Below are 19,257 nucleotides of genomic sequence, written 5' to 3' on the forward strand. Positions count from 1 at the left end.
TTATGCGTACTGGCTATATGCAGCCCTCGCCACCCTCACCCATCCTGCGCCAGCTGCAGTCTTTAGCGCCTGCCTGGCAGGGCTTTGCTCATTTCAGCTTTCGCGTTGCCAGCTGCAACTCCCTGTCTATACTCGAACTCGAAAGGCAGTACCTGATAACTCCGAATCAGCTGCGGCACGGACAGCTTTTACAGGCATCTTTCATCGTGAAGATGGTTGGTAGCCGAGCCACTGACTGATCCGGCGGGATAACAAGAACAATATTAAGGGGAACCCGCAATGATGCGACATCCACGAGTCTGGATGGGCCTCCTGTTGTGGTTGATATTCAGCTCGGCGCACGCCAGTTGGGGCGTCAACATGACGCCGGGCGCCACTGAGGTCAGCCGCTCAGTGTTTGACCTGCACATGACCATCTTCTGGATCTGCGTCGTCATCGGCGTGATCGTATTCGGCGCGATGTTCTGGTCGATGCTCGTCCACCGCCGCTCCACCGGCCATCAGCCCGCGCACTTCCATGAAAGCACCACGGTCGAGATCCTCTGGACGGTGGTGCCCCTAGTCATTTTGATCGTCATGGCGATTCCCGCCACCAAGGTGCTGATCGATATCTACGATTCCAGTGAGTCGGAGGTGGATATCCAGATCACCGGTTATCAATGGAAATGGCACTACAAATACTTGGGTGAAGACGTTGAGTTCTTCAGCAACCTGACCACCCCTAAAGACCAGATCAACAACAAGGCCACCAAAGGTGAGCACTACTTGTTGGAGGTTGATGAGCCGCTGGTGGTGCCAGTCGGTACCAAGGTGCGCTTTCTGATCACCGCCGCCGATGTCATCCACTCCTGGTGGGTGCCGGCCTTGGCGGTGAAGAAGGACGCCATCCCCGGCTTTATCAATGAATCCTGGACACGTATCGACGAGCCCGGCATCTACCGTGGCCAATGCACTGAGCTGTGCGGCAAGGATCACGGTTTTATGCCGGTGGTGGTTGAAGCTAAGTCGAAAGAGGATTACGCCGCCTGGCTTGCCGAGCGTAAGCAATTAGCCGCTGCCGAGAAGGAGCTGACCACTAAAGAGTGGACCATGGATGAGCTGATGGTGCGCGGTGAGAAGGCTTACAACACCGCCTGCATGGCCTGTCACCAGGCCAATGGTGAGGGGCTGCCGCCGATGTTCCCGGCGTTGAAAGGCTCGGCCATCGCCAAGGGTGAGGCCAAAGGGCATATCGACATCGTGGTCAACGGCAAGCCGGGTACGTCGATGGCCGCCTTTGGCAAGCAACTCTCGGAAGTTGATATCGCTGCGATCATCACCTACGAACGCAATGCCTGGGGCAATGCGGTCGGCGATATGGTCACGCCGAAAGACATCCTCGCGTTCAAACAGGCTCAGGAGTAAGGACATGAGTGCAGTGATCGATCCGGGCCACGTTGGCCACGGTCATGCCGGACATGACCATCACCACGGCCCGGCCAAAGGCCTGATGCGCTGGGTGTTGACCACCAACCACAAAGACATCGGCACCATGTACCTGTGGTTCAGCTTCGCCATGTTCCTGCTGGGTGGCAGCATGGCCATGGTAATCCGTGCCGAGCTGTTCCAACCGGGCCTGCAGATCGTGCAGCCGGAGTTCTTCAACCAGATGACCACCATGCACGGCCTGATCATGGTGTTTGGCGCGGTGATGCCAGCCTTCGTTGGCCTGGCCAACTGGATGATTCCGCTGATGATCGGTGCGCCGGATATGGCCCTGCCGCGCATGAACAACTTCAGTTTCTGGCTGCTGCCGGCAGCGTTCGGCATGTTGATTAGCACACTATTTATGGAAGGCGGCGGACCCAATTTCGGCTGGACCTTTTATGCGCCGCTCTCGACCACCTACGCGCCGGAATCGGTGACCTTCTTTATCTTCGCCGTGCACCTGATGGGCATCAGTTCGATCATGGGCGCGATCAACGTGGTCGCCACCATCCTCAACCTGCGCGCCCCCGGCATGACCCTGATGAAGATGCCGCTGTTTGTCTGGACCTGGCTGATCACGGCTTTCCTGTTGATCGCGGTGATGCCGGTACTGGCCGGTTGCGTGACCATGATGCTGATGGACATCCACTTCGGCACCAGTTTCTTCAGTGCCGCCGGTGGTGGGGACCCAGTGCTGTTCCAGCATGTGTTCTGGTTCTTCGGCCACCCCGAGGTGTACATCATGATCCTGCCGGCCTTCGGTGCGGTCAGTGCGATCATCCCGGCGTTCGCCCGTAAGCCGCTGTTCGGTTACACCTCGATGGTCTATGCGACGGCGGCCATTGCTTTCCTGTCGTTTATCGTCTGGGCGCACCACATGTTCACCGTCGGTATCCCGCTGACCGGCGAGTTGTTTTTTATGTACGCCACCATGCTGATCGCCGTGCCGACCGGGGTGAAGGTGTTCAACTGGGCCAGCACCATGTGGCGCGGTTCGATGACCTTCGAAACGCCAATGCTGTTCTCCGTGGCCTTCGTCATTCTGTTCACCATCGGCGGTTTCTCCGGCCTGATGCTGGCCATCGCCCCGGCGGACTTCCAGTACCACGACACCTACTTCGTGGTGGCGCACTTCCACTATGTGCTGGTACCGGGGGCGATCTTCGGCATCTTCGCCTCGGCTTACTATTGGCTGCCGAAGTGGACCGGGCACATGTATGACGAAACCCTCGGCAAGCTGCACTTCTGGATGAGCTTTATCGGCATGAACCTGGCGTTCTTCCCGATGCATTTTGTCGGCCTGGCCGGCATGCCGCGGCGAATCCCGGACTACAACATGATGTTCGCCAACTTCAACATGGTGTCGAGCATCGGCGCCTTTATGTTCGGCGCCACCCAGTTGCTATTCCTGTTTATCGTCATCAAGTGCATCCGTGGCGGCAAGCCGGCACCGGCCAAGCCATGGGATGGCGCCGAAGGCTTGGAGTGGAGTGTGCCGTCACCGGCGCCGTACCACACCTTCACCACACCACCCGAAGTGAAGTAAGGGGCTGACTGATGAATGAAGCCCTGTCGACCCGCCGCCTGGTAATTCGCCTGTCACTGGTGGTGGTCGGCATGTTCGGCTTTGGCTTCGCTCTGGTGCCAATCTATGACGTGATGTGCCAGGCCTTCGGCATCAACGGCAAAACCGCCGGTGCCTATGAGGCCGGGCTGCAAACCACCGATGAATCACGCCAGGTGCGGGTGCAGTTTCTCGCCACCAACGCCGCCGAGATGGTTTGGGAGTTCGGCCCCGAAGCTGATGAGGTGCTGGTGCACCCGGGTGACAGTACGCAGATGTTGTTTGTCGCCTATAACCCCACCGACAAACCGATGACCGCGCAAGCGATCCCCAGTGTGGCGCCGTCCAAAGCAGCGGCTTATTTCCACAAGACTGAATGCTTTTGCTTTACCCAACAGGTATTGCAGCCTGGCGAGCGCATCGAAATGCCGGTGCGGTTTATCGTCGATAGAGACTTACCGGCCGATGTGCGCCACGTGACCCTGGCCTACACCTTGTTTGATATCACCGCGAGCAAACCGCCGGTGGCGCAAGCGACCCTTACCCGGGCGACTCCTTAAGGAGAACAATAAATGTCGAGTCACAAAACCCACGAAAACTATTACGTCCCGGCCCAAAGTAAGTGGCCGATCATCGCCACCTTGGGCCTGCTGTTTTCAGTCTACGGCGTAGGCATGTGGTTCAACGATATGAAGGCAGATCGCGCCGACTCCAACGGCCCGCTGATCTTCTTTATCGGCGGTCTGTTTCTCGCTTATATGTTGTTTGGCTGGTTCGGCAATGTGATTAAGGAAAGCCGCTCCGGCATGTACAGCCCGCAAATGGACCGCTCGTTCCGCTGGGGCATGAGCTGGTTTATTTTCTCTGAAGTAATGTTCTTCGCCGCGTTCTTTGGTGTGCTGTTCTACGTGCGCACCTGGGCCGGGCCATGGCTCGGTGGTGAGGGCGACAAAGGGGTGAGCAACATGCTTTGGCCGGGCTTCGAGTACAGCTGGCCGCTGCTTAATACCCCAGACCCGAAACTCTATCCGGCACCGAGCGGCACCATCAGTGCCTGGGGCTTGCCGCTGATCAACACCATCTTGCTGGTCACTTCTAGCTTCACCCTGACCTTCGCCCACCACGCACTGCGCAAGAACCACCGCAAGCCGCTAACCCTGTGGCTGGCGCTGACGGTGATCCTCGGCATCGCCTTTCTGGTGTTGCAGGTCGAGGAATACATCTACGCCTACAGTGAGCTGGGGCTGACCCTGGGCTCGGGTATCTATGGCGCGACCTTCTTTATGCTCACCGGCTTTCATGGCGCACACGTGACGCTGGGCGCGCTGATGCTGAGCATCATGCTGATCAGGGTGATCCGCGGGCATTTCAGCCCAGAGCAGCACTTCGGCTTCGAGGCGGCGGCCTGGTATTGGCACTTTGTCGATGTGGTGTGGATTGGTCTGTTCGTCTTCGTTTATGTGATTTAACGGCATCACCAGGTGACTTGGGAAACCAGTTGGCCGCTGTAGAAGCCCCAGGCAATAAGGGCAACGGTTAGCGCGGTAAGGGTCACGCGCACAGTCAGCGCGTTGACCACCCGGGAGGTTTTACCTTCGTCCTTGACCAGAAAGAACAGGCCACTGAATAGGCTGACCAGAGTAGCCAGTAGTAACAGGACGATCGCGGCTTTGAGCATGCGTGACTCCCAAGCGGAACTTCGGGGGAAGGGAAATGCGCTTCAGCTGCAGTATAGCCAGCTTGTACAGGGCTTTAGGGAGGTTGCTATGAGCACCTTCCGTCCTGGCTGGCTGCCTAGCGTACTGGTGCTGCTGCTATTTCCCTGCCTGATCGCCCTGGGCTTCTGGCAGCTGGCGCGCGCAGAAGAAAAGCGCGAGCTGTTGGCCGCACACCAGGCCCAGCAACTGGCCGCACCGATCAGCATCGCTGAGCTGGAGCAGCAGCCCAATCCGGCTTACCAGCGCGTGCAGCTGCAGGGCTTCTTCGATGCGCGGCATACCCTGCTGCTGGACAACCGCACCCGCGACGGCAAGGTGGGTGTGGAAGTGCTGCAACCCTTCTATGACCAAACCAGCGGCCTCTGGCTGTTGCTCAATCGCGGTTGGCTGCCTTGGCCGGACCGGCGCATCAGTCCAACCTTCGCCACCCCGGATACGCCGCTGCGCCTGCAGGCCACGGTGTATGTGCCGCTGGGTGAGGCCTTTCAGCTGCAGGGTGCGCAACCGACTGCAGGCTGGCCGCAGGTGGTCAGCGAGGTCAAGCCGGATGACCTCTGGCAGCAACTGGGGCGTGGTGGCCTGAGCTATGAGGTGCGCCTCGAACCGGGTCCCGCGTCATTTCAAAGCGATTGGCCGGTTATCGCCATGAGCCCCGACAAACACCTCGGTTACGCCGTGCAGTGGTTCGCCCTGGCGGCGGCCTTGCTCTGCCTGTTTATCTATTTAGGTCTATCTAACGCGCGGGAGACTCGCCATGAACCCAGCCATCGCCCTGCCTGAAGTGTCGCCCAGCCAGCGTCGCCGTGGGCGTCTGCAACTGATCCTGATTCTGGCCGTGGTTATCGGCCCGATGATCCTCGCCAGCGCCATGTATCAGTGGCGCTTCTGGGTGCCGGAAACCCGCAGCTACCACGGCGAACTGATTGGCACCGGCCAGACCCGCACCGACCTCGGTGTGGTCGGTGCCGATGAGCCGCGCTGGCAACTGCTGGTGACCGTGCCGGATGTCTGCGATGCCGCCTGCAAGGAACTGGTGTTTCTCGCCCGCCAGGTGCATATCGGCCTAAACCGTGATGTCGGCCGCGCTGCCCATGGTTTGGCCAGTGCCCAGCCAATCGCCGGCGACTATGACGCCCAGCTACGCCGCGAATACCCCCAGTTGACGCGCTATCAGCTGCAGCTGGAGGCTTACGGCAAAACCGCCGGCGCCGCTTCCAGCGCGCAGCTGTGGATCGTTGATCCACACGGCAATCTGGTGCTGCGTTATGACGCCACCAGCAAGGGCAAGGCGATTCTCAACGACCTGCGGCACCTGCTGAAAATCTCCCAAATTGGCTGATAGACCATTGAAAGACTACTGCGCTCGGTTATACCGCGTTGAAATCAGACTCGGGCTGCTCATGTACAGCTCGTACACTTCGCGCCCTCGCCTGATTTCGCCTTGCCTAACCTTCGCTCGCTACGTTTTCAAAGGCCTATCTAAGGAGGAAGGATGAGCAAGCCCGGTTACCGTTTTGCCCTGTTCGCCACTGTGCTGGCGGTCGTGGTGGTGCTGCTCGGTGCCTATACCCGTTTGACCCACGCAGGTCTCGGTTGCCCGGACTGGCCCGGCTGCTACGGCTTTATCGGCGTACCGATGAGCGAGCATAAACAGACCCTGGCCGAAGCGCGTTTTCCGGATGCGCCGGTGGAAGTGGCCAAGGGCTGGTACGAGATGATCCACCGCTATTTTGCCGGTGCCCTGGGGCTGGTGATTCTCGGCCTGGCGGTGCAGGCATGGCGCCGCCGAGGCGAGGCGGATCAGCCGCTGAAACTACCGCTGTTCTTGCTTGCTCTGGTGACCCTGCAGGCGGCCTTTGGCATGTGGACGGTGACCCTGAAACTCTGGCCGCAAGTGGTGACGGCACATCTGCTTGGAGGGTTTGCCACCCTCAGTTTGTTGTTTCTTTTAACGCTGCGCCTATCCGGCAAAGCATCCGCCTTGGCCAATCTTCCCGCGCGATTACGCAGCCTGGCGGCGCTCGGCATGCTGCTGGTGATCGGGCAGATCGCCCTCGGTGGCTGGGTCAGCAGCAACTACGCGGCGGTCGCTTGCGTTGATTTGCCGACCTGTCATGGCGAATGGTGGCCAGCGATGGACTTCGCCAATGGTTTTCACCTGACCCAGCATATCGGTCCCAACTACCTCGGCGGTCAGCTCGACAGCGACGCACGCACCGCCATTCATATGACCCACCGCATTGGCGCGCTGCTGGTAACCCTGGCGTTGCTGCTGTTGGCTTGGCAGCTCAAGCGTCATGGCCTGGCACGCTTGGCCGAGCTGCTGGTGCTGGCGCTGGCGGTGCAGATCAGCCTGGGCATCAGCAACGTGATGTTTCATCTGCCACTGCTGGTGGCGGTGGCGCATAACCTCGGCGGCGCTGCGCTGCTGCTGACCCTGGTGCTGATCAATTATCGGCTGCGCAGCCGCGTACGGCTGGCATCCCCGGTGACAAGCACGCAGGCTGGTTTTGCCGCGCTGCCCGGTAAATAACAAGAACAATCGAGGAGAGACCCTATGGCTACTCTAGCGCGCGAACACCAAGCCCACGCCAGCTGGCGCGACTACCTGGAGCTGACCAAGCCGCGGGTGGTGGTGCTGATGCTGATCACCTCCTTGGTCGGCATGTTCCTCGCCACGCGGGCGGGTGTGGCCTGGCAGGTGCTGATTTTCGGTAACCTCGGTATCGGTCTGTGTGCCGGCGCGGCAGCGGCAGTTAACCATGTGGTGGACCGGCGTATCGATTCGATCATGGCGCGCACGCTCAAGCGTCCGGTGACTTCGGGACGTATTTCGCCCAGTGCGGCGCTGGGCTTTGCCCTGCTGCTGGCGGTGGCCGGCATGGCCTTACTGCTGACCTTTACCAACGAACTGGCGGCTTGGCTGACCCTGGCTTCCCTGCTCGGTTACGCGGTGCTTTACACCGGCTTTCTCAAGCGCGCCACGCCGCAGAATATTGTGATTGGCGGGCTGGCCGGCGCTGCGCCGCCGCTGCTCGGCTGGGTCGCGGTTACCGGGCATATCAGCGCCGAACCGCTGCTGCTGGTGCTGATCATCTTCGCCTGGACACCGCCGCATTTCTGGGCCCTGGCGATCCACCGTAAGGAGGAATACGCCAAGGCCGATATCCCCATGCTGCCGGTGACCCATGGCGAGCACTACACCAAGGTGCATATCCTGCTTTACACCCTGGTGATGTTTGCGGTGACCCTGCTGCCTTATGCCATCCATATGAGCGGGCTGCTCTATCTCGCCTGTGCGGTGGTGCTGGGCGGGCGCTTTCTGTACTGGGCGGTGGTGCTGTACCGTGACAGCAAACCGCATGCGGCGATCAACACCTTCAAATACAGCATCTGGTATCTTTTCGCGCTGTTTATCGCCCTGCTGGTCGACCACTATCTGCTGTTAAACCTGTAATCGTTGGTGCCATGACCCGAACCCAGATCACCGTTTTTGTTCTCGTTGCTATCGTCGCCCTGGTGCTGGGCCTGACCGTCAACAAAGTACTGACCAGCAAGGGCCAGGGTGATCCCACCGTGCTGCTCGATGCTGGCATCGTTTTGCTGCCACAGAGCCGCAGCTTGCCGGAACTGAGCCTGACCAATCAGGATGGCCAGGTGGTGGCGGTCGATCAGATGAAAGGCCAGTGGAGCCTGCTGTTCTTCGGCTACACCTTCTGCCCGGACATCTGCCCGGCCACTCTCGCCCAGCTGCGCCAACTGCAAGGCCAGCTACCGCCGGAAACCCTGGCCAAGCTGCGTATCGTGCTGATCACCGTTGACCCGAACCGCGATACGCCAGAGCAGTTGAAGAAGTACCTGGATTATTTCGATGCCGGCTTTATCGGCCTGACCGGCGAAGAGGCGACCATTCAGAAGCTGGCCAACGGCGTCAGTATTCCGTTTATCCCGGCTGATACCAGCAAGGAAAATTACACCGTCGATCACAGTGGCAACTTGGTGCTGATCGGCCCGGATGGCAAGCAGCGCGGCTTTATCCGCGCGCCGATCAACAACGCCAAGTTGGCCGCGCAGTTGCCCAGTCTGCTTGAGCGCCCCTAAGAACCTGTTTAATGTCTGCTGCGCGTCGGCCCTGCTGCGTTAAAAACAGGCCGGGACGCGGCGTCTCGGAATGCTCATTTACAACAGTAAACTCCGCTTCCTCGCCGTTTTGAACAGCCGGAGGCTGTTACTAACGTAGGGCCTTGCATGACTCTAGCTCGCGAGACTTTAAACAAGTTCTGACCCGCTATTTGGCAAATAGCTGGCCGATATCCTTGAACGCCTTGAACTCCAGGGCGTTACCGCAGGGGTCGAGCAGGAACAGCGTAGCCTGCTCACCGACCTGGCCGGCGAAGCGCACGTAGGGTTCGATCACAAATGGCGTGCCCTTGGCCTGTAGCCGCGCCGCCAGCTTTTGCCAATCCTCCCAGCCTAATACCACACCGAAATGCGGCACCGGCACGTCGTGGCCGTCCACCGGGTTGCTGTGCGCTGCTTCTTGATAGGCCATCTTCGGCGCCTGGTGGATCACCAACTGGTGGCCGAAGAAGTCGAAATCCACCCAGTGGTCGCTGCTACGGCCCTCCGCGCAGCCGAACACCTCTCCATAGAAATGCTGCGCGGCAGCCAGGTCATAAACGGGAATAGCCAGGTGAAAGGGTGCGAGCGCCATGCTGAGATTCCTTGAAAGGGCGGTTTGCCGATTCTCAGCAACAGCGATTCTGATTAAAAGCGAATATCCTTGGCCGCAAGCACAAACAAAATTGATCAGTCGAGACAGCGATGCTGCGTGAGTTGAACACCTTTGTGGCGGTGGCGCGGTATGGCACCTTCGCGGCGGCCGGCCAGCAGGTTGGCCTGACTCAGTCGGCGGTCAGCGCACAGATGCGTGTGCTGGAGCAGGCCCTGGGCGTACGTCTGTTTGATCGCAGCGGACGTTCGGCGGTGCTCAATGCTGCCGGTCGGCATGCCTTGCCGCTGGCGGAGCAGATGCTCGGGCTGTACGCGCAGATGGCCCTGCCCACCAGCGCGGCCGAGTGGAAGGGCGTGCTTAAGGTCGGTGCGATTGCCAGTGTGCAAACCGGACTGTTGCCCGAGGCGCTGCCGGCCTTTCGCCTGGCGGCACCGGGCGTCGAGCTGAAGTTGGTGCCGGGGGTATCGCTGCAGCTGCTGAGCCAGGTGGATGCTGGCGAGTTGGACCTGACGCTGCTGATCAAGCCGCCGTTTGAGCTACCCAAGGAGCTGCTGCAAATCAGCCTGGCCCGTGAGCCTTTTGTGTTGATCACGCCGCTAACGGTGCCCGGCGATGAGCCCTTGCAGATCCTCGCCGAACAACCGTTCGTCCGTTACGACCGGCACTCGTTCGGCGGGCGCCAGGTTAGCCAGTTTCTCCGTGAGCAGCGCTTGCAGGTGCGCGAGGTTCTCGAATTAGACGAGCTTGATGCCATTGTGCGCATGGTTGAGTGTGGCCTGGGTGTAGCGCTGATCCCTCGCGCCGGGTTGTGGCTACAGCGCTCGGCTCAGCTACGGGTGATTGAACTGGGTGCACTGACGTTTCACCGTGAGTTAGTAGCACTGCTGCGCAGGGCCCAGCAGCAACCTGCGCTGGCATGCCTGCTGCAGTGCCTGCAGGCTGCACAAAAGGCGTTATAGGCGGCCGCTTAGCGGATATTGCAGCACCAGCTTGAGCTGCTGACTGTCGTTCTCGCCTTGCGCGCTGTTGGCGCGGTGCCGGCTGTGGCGCAGTTGCAGGGAGAGGTCCTTGGCCGGGCCACCTTGCACCAGGTATTTCAGTGAAAGATCGCGCTCCCAGTGCCGGCCACCCTGGCCATAGAAGCCGGCGTAGCTGCCATTCGGGTCTGCGTGGCTGCCGTCGGTACCGCTGCCGCGCACATAGGCGGCGGTGGTAGTGAGGCCGGGCAGGCCAACACCGCCCAGATCGTAGCCATAGTTGAGCTGCCAAGAGCGCTCGTTGGGCCCATTGAAGTCGGACATTTGCATGGCGTTGCCCAACCAGATCGCGCCGCGGGTCACGTAATCGAATGGGGTATCGCCCGCGACCTGTTGATAGCCCAGCCCCAGGCTGTGATGACCGCTGCGGTAGGTCAGCAGCAGGCTGCCGGTGGTGGTGTCGACGGCGCCGGCCAGGGCCTGACCAGTGTCGCGGCTTTGGTACAGGTGCACGTCACTGGTCAGGCTACGCGTATCACCCAAGGGCAGGCGGTAGGTGCTGCCCAGATAGTGCGTGCGCCAGGTGTCTTCAAGTTCGCCCGTGAATAGGCTGAGGCTCAACCCAGGCAGGCCGTTGTAGCGGCCGCCAAAAAAGCTAAAAGCATTGCCCAGTTGGCCCCTGGCGTTGCTGGCGTAGTTAACCACCAGTGGGTTGTTGTTACTGCGCGAGTGCCGGTCGGCGGAGCCGGTAAAGTGTCCGGCCTGGAGTTTGATGGCGCTGATGTCGTCGCTTTCCAGGTACCAGCCGGTATGGGTTTCCGGTAGCAGGCGGCTGTCTGATGCGCTAAAGATCGGCGTGCTGACGCGCTGCTCGCCGTAGCGTAAACGGGTGGAAGCAGCCTGCAGCTTGAGTGCGGCCCCGCCCCGCGTCAGGTTATCCAAGGGGTGGCCGTCACGGTCCAGCGGTAATGCACGAATGGCCCCCGCGCGGCCGCCACCGGTGTCCAGCGCCTGCGCCTGGTACAGCTGCGCGTCGAGGCCAAAACCTATCCGACCCTGGGTGAAACCCGAGGTGAAGGTGCCCATCAGGCCGTAACCCCATTCCTCGGCAACATCACTGCGTTGGAGGCGGTCGGTGTATTTGCTGTTACGCGCACGGGCATTGCGCGCGCCGTTTTCGAAGTCGCGGCGCTCGTAGAACATGCGGTTAAGTACCAGCCATTCGGCGTCTTCGACAAAGCCTTTAGCGGCATCCTGAGCAGTGTCCTGAGCCATTAACCACGTAGGGGCCAAGCTACAGGCGGCGAGGGTGAGCAGGGTCAGGCGTTTGATCATGAACAAAAGAACTCCGGTTAGCGGCTGGCCAGGCCTTTGCAGAATAAGCCAGGCGGCTTCTATGGCTCTAGAACGCCGCTTTGCGCGCGGGCCTCCGGCGCAGCACGGCTTGTAATGTTATCTTGTAACGCATTATAGTTCGCGCCCTTGTTGTGCTGGCAGTTTTTGTTCTGCTGCATTTTCCCTTTATTCCGCTGTTGGAAACGCCCTTGAGAGCCCTGCTATATCCGCTGCTGGCCATATTGTTGGCTGGCTGCTCGCCCAACCAAGACCCGGATCAATTGTCGATTGGCGGTCCGTTCGAGTTCACCAGCCAAGACCCCTCACGCGACGGCTACCTGTATACCCGCTTGCAGGTGGCTGAAACCCTGCTTGATGTTGATGCGCAGGGGCAGTTGCTGCCTGGGCTGGCCGAGGCCTGGTCGCGCTCGGAGGATGGCCTGGTGTGGCGCTTCAGCCTGCGCCAAGGCGTGCGCTTTCATGACGGTGCGCTGCTCGATGCCGCCGCTGTTGTGCGTGCGCTGCAGGTGGCGCAGGGCAAACCGGGAGTGCTCGCGGCGGCGCCGGTCGAGGCCTTTACGGCCGAGGACCAGCAGACGTTACGTGTACGCCTGAGCCGGCCTTACAACCCGCTTGGCGCGGTGTTGGCCCATTACACGACGGCAATACTCTCGCCGGCCTCCTACGACAGCCAGGGGCAGATCACGCGTTTGCAGGGCACGGGTCCTTACCAAGTGGAGCGTTTTGATCCGCCGCATCGCCTGGGTGTGGTGCGCTTTGAGGGGTACTGGGGCACGCCGGCGGCGATCAAACGTGCCGTCTACCTCACCGGGCACCGCGCCGAAAGCCGCGCGCTGCAGGTGATGGCCGGGCAAACCGACATCGTTTACACCCTCGACCCCGCCAGCCTCGACCTGCTTAAGCGGCGCGACAACGTGCGCGTGCACTCCTATACCGTCCCGCGCACCATCCAGCTCAAGCTCAATCTGGGTGATCCACTGCTCGCCGCTCGCGATACGCGGTTGGCCCTGAGCCTGGCGCTGGACCGTACTGGCCTGACTGAGGGTGTGCTGCGCGTACCGGGGGGCGAGGCGGCGCAGTTGGTGCCGCCATCGCTGGGCGACTGGCACCTGGCCGACCTGCCCGTATCTGCGCGTGATCTGCCGCGTGCTCGTGCTCTGCTGGCGGCGCAAGGCTGGCAAGCGGCAGCCGACGGGATTCTGCAGCGCCATGGCGAGCGCTTTCGCCTAAGCCTGATCACCTACGCCGACCGGCCCGAGCTGTTCCAACTGGCCACCGCGATTCAGGCGCAGTGGCGCGAATTAGGCATCGATATACAGGTGTCGGTGGTCAACTCCAGCGACATCCCGGCCGGGCACCACAACGGCACCCTGCAGGTGGCGCTGATCGCCCGTAACTACGGCAACATCGCCGATCCGCTGGGCTTGTTGCTGGCCGATTTTGGCGACGCCGGCAATGGCGACTGGGGCGCCATGGGCTGGCATAACCCTGAGTTGCCGGCGCTGCTGGCGGCGCAACAGGGCGAGCGCGACGCTGCCCGCTACCGCGCCAACGCCCAGCGTGTGGCGCAGATTTTGGTCGATGAACTGCCGCTGATTCCGCTGCTTTATTACACCCAGCAAATTGCCGTATCGAGCCGTGTGCAAGGCTTTAGCTTCGACCCTTACGAGCGTAATTACCGGATTGCCGAAATGAGTTTTTCGCCATGCTGCAACTGATTCTGCGCCGCTTGCTGCAGGCGGCTTTCGTCACTTGGAGCGTGGGCACCCTGAGCTTTGTGCTGATGCGCCTATTGCCCGGTGATATGGAGTTTCGGATCGCGGCCGGCCGCTATGGCTACGACAACGTCGACCTGGCCGCTGCCGAAGCGGTGCGTGCTGAGCTGGGCCTGGACCGTCCCGGTTGGCAACTGTACCTCGATTGGCTGGGCGACTTGCTGCAGTTCAATTTTGCCGATTCGCTGGTCAGCGGCCTGCCGGTGACCCACGAGATCGCCCACCTGCTTGGCCACACCTTGCTGCTGGCCGGTAGCGCGATGCTGATTGCCTTGCTCATCGCTGCGCCGGTTGGCGTCTGGGCGGCGCTGCGCGCGGGGGGATGGTTCGACCGCTTAAGCCTGATGACCTCGGCCTTGCTGCGCGCTCAGCCGGTGTTTGTTATCGGCCTGGGCCTGCTGCTGGTGTTCGCCCTGGAGTGGCGCATGTTGCCGGTGGCTGGCTTTGACGGCCCGCGTTACCTGATCCTGCCGGCGTTGACCCTGGCGCTGGCCATGGCTGCAGTGTCCAGCCGGGTGGTGCGTCACAGTGCTGCCGAGGTGTTGCGCTCAGCCTACTTCAACTTTGCTCGGGTCAAAGGGCTGAGCCTGCGCCAAGCGTTGCAACGGCATGGCGCACGTAATGCTGCGCTACCCGTGGTGGTGTTTCTTGGTATCCAACTGGCCAGCGTGATCGAGGGCGTGGTGATGATCGAGTCATTGTTCTCCTGGCCGGGCCTGGGACACGGCCTGGCCCATGCTGTGTTCAACCGTGACGTACCGATGATCCAGGGCGCCGCGATGGCCCTGGGGCTGCTGTTTGTGGCGCTTAACCTGCTGATTGACCTGGCCTGCCATTGGCTGGATCCACGCCAGAGGAGTGGCCAATGATGCCGCGCCTGTTTGCCTCCCTGTCCACCAGTCAGCGCGTCGGCGCCGGCCTGCTCGCGCTGCTGGTGCTGTTCGCCGTACTCGAAGGCCTGCTCGGCCACACCGACCCTGCCCTGCAGAACCTGGCCCAACGTTTTGCCACACCGAGCTTGGCTGAACCCCTGGGCACTGACCCCTTCGGCCGCAGCATGCTGGCGCGCATGGGCGCCGCGTTGCGCCTGTCGTTGAGCCTGAGCCTGGTCTGCGTGCTGACCTCGGCGCTGATCGGCGTCACCCTCGGTATCGCCGCCGGTTGGCGCCAGGGCTGGATCGATCGCGGTTTGTCGTTTGTGCTCAATGTGGTGCTGGCCCTGCCCGGCCTGGTATTGATTTTGCTGGTCGCCGGCCTGGCGCCGGGTTCGATGCTGGCGCTGTACGTGGCCATCTCGCTGGTGCTGTGGGTGGAGTATTTCCGCGTGGTGCGGGCGATCACCTGGCAGGCGGTGGCGTCGCAGCCGATGCAGGCCTCGCGCATGCTCGGTTTCGGCTGGCGTTACTGTTTGCGGCGGCATGTCTGGCCGGCCCTGGTTGGCCCAGTGGCGACCCTCGCCGCGTTTGGCGCCGCCGGTTCGATCATGGCCCTGGCGGCACTGGGTTTTGTCGCCGTTGGCCTGCGCCCGCCCACTGCTGAACTGGGCTTGATGATGGTCGAGCTGTTCCCCTATTACAGCGACGCCCCCTGGGTGCTCGCGCAACCAGTGCTGGCGGTCTTTCTGCTGGTGCTGGGCCTCAACTTGCTGGCGGGTAAACGCGCATGACCATTTTGTTGCGCATCGAAGCGCTGAGCGTCCAGGCGCACGGCAAGACCTTGCTGGAGCCCTTGAGCCTGAATCTGGTGGCGGGCGAATGCCTGACCATTCTCGGCGAAACCGGGGCCGGCAAAAGCCTGCTGATGCACGCGATCATGGGCACCCTGCCGCCACCGCTGACCGCCAGCGGACGCATCCTGCTGGGTGATACCGACCTTGCCAGCCTCGATCGCTGTGCCCGCGAGCAGCTCTGGGGCCAGCAACTGGCCATGTTGCCCCAGGAGCCCTGGCATTCCCTCGACCCGCTGATGCCGGCGCTGCAGCAGGTGGCCGAGGTGCACGAGTGCGTGCACGGCCAGGCGCCGGAGCAGGCCCAGCACACCGCCAACCAGGCGCTGACGGGCGTGGGCCTGGAGGCGGCTGCGGCGCGTCTGCCCAGCCAGCTGTCGGGCGGCATGGCCCAGCGCTTGGCGTTTTGCGCCGCCACCGCTGCCGGCGCACCTATCCTGCTTGCCGATGAACCGACCAAGGGCCTGGATGCCAGCCGCCGCGATCAGGTCGCCACGTTGCTGCGCCAGCATGCGCAGCAGGGCGCGCTGCTGACCATCACCCACGATGTGGAAGTGGCGCGGCAATTGGGCGGCACACTGCTGGTGATGCGCGCCGGGCACCTGCTGGAGTCGGGCGATGCCCAGGCGATTCTGGACGCGCCGCAGCATGACTACACCCGCGCGCTGATTGCCGCCGACCCGCGCCACTGGCCGACCCCGCTGGTCGCCGCCGTGACGGGCGCGCCAGCCAGCGAGCCGGTGCTGCAGGCGCGCGGCCTGTGCCTTAAACGTGGCGGTCGGCAGTTGTTCGAAGGCTTGGACCTGCGTATCGAATCGGGTGAAATCCTCGGTATTGCTGGCGACAGCGGCTGTGGCAAGAGTAGCCTCGGCGATCTGCTGCTCGGCCTGCTGCAAGCCGATGCCGGCGTGGTGAGGCGGCGTCCGGGCGTGGCCGCACACCGCTACCTCAAGCTCTACCAGGACCCGCCGGCGGCTTTCGCCGCTGGCGTACCGCTGCGCCGCCTGTTTGACGATGTGCTGCGCCTGCACCGCCTTGATCCGGCCAAGTTGCCTCCGTTGCTGGAACGTCTGCGCCTGCGCCCTGAACTGCTGGCGCGGTCGACGACTGAGGTTTCAGGCGGTGAACTGCAGCGCTTGGCGATTGCCCGCGCGCTGTTGCTCGACCCGGTGCTGCTGTTTGCCGATGAACCCGTGTCGCGGCTGGACCCCATCACCGCTCGCGAGGTCACCGAGTTGCTGGTGCAAAGCGCCCGTGAGCACGGCTGCGCGTTGCTGCTGGTAAGCCATGATGCTGAGGCATTGGCACGGGCTTGCGACCGGCATCTGCGTTTGGGCCAACCCGCTTAAACGCAGAACCCCGCCAATGGGCGGGGTTCGTGTGCAGCAAGTGGGGCGCTTAGAACGCCGGCACGACCGCACCCTGGTATTTCTCCAGGATGAAGGCTTTGACTTCGGGGCTGTTCAGCGCCTTGGCCAATTTCTGCAGCGCTGCGCTGTCCTTGTCGTCGGCACGGGCAACCAGGATGTTGACGTACGGCGAGTCGTTACCTTCGATGATCAGCGCATCCTTGGTCGGATTGAGCTTGGCTTCCAGCGCGTAGTTGGTGTTGATCAGCGCCAGGTCTACCTGGGTCAGCACACGCGGCAGGGTGGCCGCTTCCAGCTCACGCACCTTGATGGACTTGGTGTTTTCAACGATATCTTTCGGCGTGGCGAGGATGCCCGCTTCCGGCTTAAGAGTGATGAGCCCGGCCTTTTGCAGCAGCAACAGGGCACGGCCGCCGTTGGTGGCGTCATTAGGGATCACCACGTTGGCGCCTTGCGGCAGGTCGGCGAGGGTTTTGTGCTGGCTGGAGTAAGCACCGAAGGGCTCAACGTGCACACCCGCGACGCTGACCAGGTCGGTGCCACGGCTCTTGTTGAATTCATCCAGGTACGGCTGGTGCTGGAAGAAGTTGGCGTCCAGGCGCTTTTCGGCCACCTGCACGTTCGGCTGCACGTAGTCAGTGAAGACCTTGATGTTCAGCTCAACGCCTTCTTTGGCCAGGGCCGGCTTAACGAACTCGAGGATTTCCGCGTGCGGTACGGCAGTGGCGGCGACGCTCAGGCTTTCGGCCTGGGCGGAGAAGGCTGCCAGGGCAGCGAATGCAGCGATCAGTTTTTTCATCGTAAAGCTCCTTGTGGGATGTGTGCGGAGGCCGGTAGGTAACCGGTATCCCGCTGTCTTGTGCGCCCCGTAGGGCACCTTATTTTCTGGAAAAGTGCACCACCAGCTTGTCGCCGACGGTTTGTAGAATCTGCACCAGCACCAGCAGCAAAATCACCGTCACCGCCATCACGTCCGGCTGATAACGCTGATAGCCGTAACGCACGGCCAGGTCGCCGAGACCGCCGCCGCCGATCAGGCCGCTCATGGCGGTGTAGGACACCAAAGTGATGGCCGTGACGGTGATGGCGGCAATGATGCCGGGCAGTGCCTCGGGCAGCAGCGCGTTGACCACGATCTGCCGCGTGGTGGCGCCCATGGCCTGGGTCGCTTCGATAATGCCGCGGTCGACTTCACGCAGCGCGGTTTCCACCAGGCGCGCGAAGAACGGCGTAGCCCCGACCACCAGTGGCGGGATGGCCCCGGCGACGCCCAGCGAGGTGCCGGTGACGATCACCGTGAAGGGGATCATCACGATCAACAAAATCACGAACGGCACCGAACGCAGGATATTCACCAGCAGCGAGAGGAAGCCGTAGAAGGCTTTCTGTTCGAACATCTGCCGGGGGCTGGTGAGAAACAGCAGCACGCCCAACGGCAGGCCGAGCAGCACGGTGAATAGCATGGAGCCGCCGAGCATGCTCAGGGTGTCCAGGCTGGCGTAGCCGATTTCCGCCCAATCAACGTTGGGTAATAGGCGAGTCAGTAAGGCTTCCATTAGCGCAGCACCTCCAGATGCACGTCGGCGGCGGCAAAGCGCGCCAGTGCGGCGTCGAGATCGCCGCCGGTCAGGGCCAGGGTCAGCTGGCCGTAGGGGGTGTCTTTGATGCGGTCAATACGCCCGGCGAGGATGCTGTAATCCACCCCTGTCTCGCGCGCCACGGTGCCCAGCAGCGGCGCGTAAGTGGCTTCGCCCTGGAAGGTCAGGCGCAGGATACGGCCTGGCACATGGGCAAAATCGTCACGCTGTTCGTTCTCGTCGATCTGCTCGGCTTCCTGCACAAAGCGCTTGGTGGTGGCGTGCTGCGGATGCAGAAACACCTCGGCCACCGGGCCGGATTCGACAATCACGCCAGCATCCATCACCGCCACGCGGTCGCAGACGCGGCGGATCACGTCCATCTCGTGGGTGATCAGCACGATAGTCAGGTTCAGCTCGCGGTTGATCTCCGCCAGCAACTGCAATACCGAGGCGGTGGTCTGCGGGTCGAGGGCGCTGGTGGCCTCGTCGCACAGCAGAATCTTCGGCTCGGTGGCCAGGGCGCGGGCGATGCCGACGCGCTGTTTCTGCCCGCCGGAGAGCTGCGCCGGGTACTTGTTGGCGTGATCCTGCAGACCGACACGCGCCAGCAACTCGGTAACCCGGGCATTGATCGCGCTGCGCGGCAGCTCGCCTGCCAGCTTGAGCGGCAGGGCGACGTTGTCGGCGACGGTTTTCGAGGACAGCAGATTGAAGTGCTGAAAGATCATCCCGACTTGCTGACGGAAACGGCGCAGGCCGTTGGCGTCGAGCGCGGTGACGTCTTCGCCGTCGATCTCGATGCGCCCGCCGGACGGTTGTTCCAGGCGGTTGATCAGGCGCAGCAGGGTGCTTTTGCCCGCGCCAGAGTGGCCGATAATGCCAAACACTTCGCCATGGGCGATGTGCAGGTCGCTCGGCTGCAAAGCGGGGATGTCCTGGCCACTGACGCGGTACGCCTTGTGGACCTGATGAAAATTGATCACGCGTTA

20 protein-coding genes are annotated in these 19,257 nt (G+C 62.0%); 14 read left to right on the forward strand and 6 right to left on the reverse strand.

The features are described 5' to 3' along the window. Window positions 1-279: 279 nt before the first annotated feature. Genes coxB through AC0J6G_RS17090 form a run of 4 tightly spaced genes read left to right on the forward strand, consistent with a single transcriptional unit; the run spans window position 280 to window position 4,500 of the window. Window positions 280-1,404 carry a cytochrome c oxidase subunit II gene (gene coxB, locus AC0J6G_RS17075; protein WP_475249754.1) on the forward strand — a complete coding sequence of 375 codons (1,125 nt, stop codon included), beginning with the start codon at window positions 280-282 and terminating at the stop codon, window positions 1,402-1,404. Window positions 1,405-1,408: 4 nt separating this feature from the next. Next, window positions 1,409-3,013 carry a cytochrome c oxidase subunit I gene (ctaD, locus tag AC0J6G_RS17080; RefSeq protein ID WP_475249756.1) on the forward strand — a complete coding sequence of 535 codons (1,605 nt, stop codon included), beginning with the start codon at window positions 1,409-1,411 and terminating at the stop codon, window positions 3,011-3,013. Window positions 3,014-3,024: 11 nt separating this feature from the next. Continuing rightward, a complete protein-coding gene (locus AC0J6G_RS17085) occupies window positions 3,025-3,591 on the forward strand; it encodes a cytochrome c oxidase assembly protein (RefSeq protein WP_475249758.1) in 567 nt (188 codons plus the stop codon). Between the two features lie 12 nt (window positions 3,592-3,603). Continuing rightward, window positions 3,604-4,500, forward strand: a complete 897-nt coding sequence (locus tag AC0J6G_RS17090) for a cytochrome c oxidase subunit 3 (RefSeq protein ID WP_475249760.1) — start codon at window positions 3,604-3,606, stop codon at window positions 4,498-4,500. A gap of 5 nt (window positions 4,501-4,505) precedes the next feature. Here the strand turns inward: AC0J6G_RS17090 and AC0J6G_RS17095 are convergent, their stop codons facing one another. Further along, window positions 4,506-4,709, reverse strand: coding sequence for a twin transmembrane helix small protein (locus AC0J6G_RS17095; protein WP_275959934.1), 204 nt, complete (start codon window positions 4,707-4,709; stop codon window positions 4,506-4,508). Window positions 4,710-4,797: 88 nt separating this feature from the next. Between AC0J6G_RS17095 and AC0J6G_RS17100 the strand changes: the two genes are divergently transcribed. The 5 genes from AC0J6G_RS17100 to AC0J6G_RS17120 all read left to right on the forward strand — a co-directional run bounded on the left by AC0J6G_RS17100 (window position 4,798) and on the right by AC0J6G_RS17120 (window position 8,850). Beyond that, a complete protein-coding gene (locus tag AC0J6G_RS17100) occupies window positions 4,798-5,529 on the forward strand; it encodes an SURF1 family protein (RefSeq protein ID WP_475249762.1) in 732 nt (243 codons plus the stop codon). Then, window positions 5,504-6,088, forward strand: coding sequence for a hypothetical protein (locus AC0J6G_RS17105; protein ID WP_475249764.1), 585 nt, complete (start codon window positions 5,504-5,506; stop codon window positions 6,086-6,088). The genes AC0J6G_RS17100 and AC0J6G_RS17105 overlap by 26 nt, the downstream gene beginning before the upstream one ends. Window positions 6,089-6,241: 153 nt before the next feature. Further along, window positions 6,242-7,282, forward strand: a complete 1,041-nt coding sequence (locus AC0J6G_RS17110) for a COX15/CtaA family protein (protein WP_475249766.1) — start codon at window positions 6,242-6,244, stop codon at window positions 7,280-7,282. Window positions 7,283-7,306: 24 nt separating this feature from the next. Continuing rightward, window positions 7,307-8,206: a heme o synthase gene (cyoE, locus tag AC0J6G_RS17115; RefSeq protein WP_475249768.1), complete on the forward strand. Its 900-nt coding sequence runs from the start codon at window positions 7,307-7,309 to the stop codon at window positions 8,204-8,206. An 11-nt stretch (window positions 8,207-8,217) separates the two neighbouring features. Then, entirely contained in the window at window positions 8,218-8,850 is a 633-nt protein-coding gene (locus AC0J6G_RS17120; protein ID WP_475249770.1) for an SCO family protein, read from the forward strand. A 187-nt stretch (window positions 8,851-9,037) separates the two neighbouring features. Here the strand turns inward: AC0J6G_RS17120 and AC0J6G_RS17125 are convergent, their stop codons facing one another. Further along, a complete protein-coding gene (locus AC0J6G_RS17125) occupies window positions 9,038-9,463 on the reverse strand; it encodes a VOC family protein (protein WP_475249772.1) in 426 nt (141 codons plus the stop codon). A 110-nt stretch (window positions 9,464-9,573) separates the two neighbouring features. On the opposite strand from AC0J6G_RS17125, the gene AC0J6G_RS17130 reads away from it, so the two are divergent. Continuing rightward, window positions 9,574-10,443 (forward strand): LysR family transcriptional regulator, encoded by an 870-nt coding sequence (locus AC0J6G_RS17130; RefSeq protein WP_475249774.1) that lies wholly within the window; start codon window positions 9,574-9,576, stop codon window positions 10,441-10,443. Here AC0J6G_RS17130 and AC0J6G_RS17135 read toward each other — a convergent pair. Then, a complete protein-coding gene (locus AC0J6G_RS17135; RefSeq protein ID WP_475253803.1) occupies window positions 10,438-11,793 on the reverse strand; it encodes an OprD family porin in 1,356 nt (451 codons plus the stop codon). The genes AC0J6G_RS17130 and AC0J6G_RS17135 overlap by 6 nt on opposite strands. A 212-nt stretch (window positions 11,794-12,005) precedes the next feature. Here AC0J6G_RS17135 and AC0J6G_RS17140 point away from each other — a divergent pair, with 212 nt between their 5' ends. The 4 genes from AC0J6G_RS17140 to AC0J6G_RS17155 are packed head-to-tail and all read left to right on the forward strand — an operon-like array spanning window position 12,006 to window position 16,667. Beyond that, window positions 12,006-13,535: an ABC transporter substrate-binding protein gene (locus AC0J6G_RS17140; protein ID WP_475249776.1), complete on the forward strand. Its 1,530-nt coding sequence runs from the start codon at window positions 12,006-12,008 to the stop codon at window positions 13,533-13,535. Then, complete coding sequence (locus AC0J6G_RS17145) at window positions 13,523-14,461, forward strand: ABC transporter permease (protein ID WP_475249778.1); 939 nt, start codon at window positions 13,523-13,525, stop codon at window positions 14,459-14,461. Before AC0J6G_RS17140 ends, AC0J6G_RS17145 begins: the two co-directional genes overlap by 13 nt. After that, window positions 14,458-15,258, forward strand: coding sequence for an ABC transporter permease (locus tag AC0J6G_RS17150; RefSeq protein WP_475249780.1), 801 nt, complete (start codon window positions 14,458-14,460; stop codon window positions 15,256-15,258). The genes AC0J6G_RS17145 and AC0J6G_RS17150 overlap by 4 nt, the downstream gene beginning before the upstream one ends. Further along, a complete protein-coding gene (locus AC0J6G_RS17155) occupies window positions 15,255-16,667 on the forward strand; it encodes an ABC transporter ATP-binding protein (protein ID WP_475249782.1) in 1,413 nt (470 codons plus the stop codon). Before AC0J6G_RS17150 ends, AC0J6G_RS17155 begins: the two co-directional genes overlap by 4 nt. Window positions 16,668-16,716: 49 nt before the next feature. Here AC0J6G_RS17155 and AC0J6G_RS17160 read toward each other — a convergent pair whose 3' ends face one another. From AC0J6G_RS17160 to AC0J6G_RS17170, 3 genes are all read right to left on the reverse strand, one after another. Beyond that, complete coding sequence (locus AC0J6G_RS17160) at window positions 16,717-17,487, reverse strand: MetQ/NlpA family ABC transporter substrate-binding protein (RefSeq protein WP_475249784.1); 771 nt, start codon at window positions 17,485-17,487, stop codon at window positions 16,717-16,719. 79 nt (window positions 17,488-17,566) lie between these two features. Continuing rightward, the gene (locus AC0J6G_RS17165; RefSeq protein ID WP_090254404.1) at window positions 17,567-18,244 is read right to left on the reverse strand and encodes a methionine ABC transporter permease; all 678 of its coding nucleotides are present in this window, start codon (window positions 18,242-18,244) and stop codon (window positions 17,567-17,569) included. Further along, window positions 18,244-19,251 carry a methionine ABC transporter ATP-binding protein gene (locus AC0J6G_RS17170; RefSeq protein WP_475249787.1) on the reverse strand — a complete coding sequence of 336 codons (1,008 nt, stop codon included), beginning with the start codon at window positions 19,249-19,251 and terminating at the stop codon, window positions 18,244-18,246. Before AC0J6G_RS17170 ends, AC0J6G_RS17165 begins: the two co-directional genes overlap by 1 nt. Window positions 19,252-19,257 lie beyond the last annotated feature (6 nt).

The organism is Pseudomonas sp. TS_SC_3 (assembly GCF_056156225.1).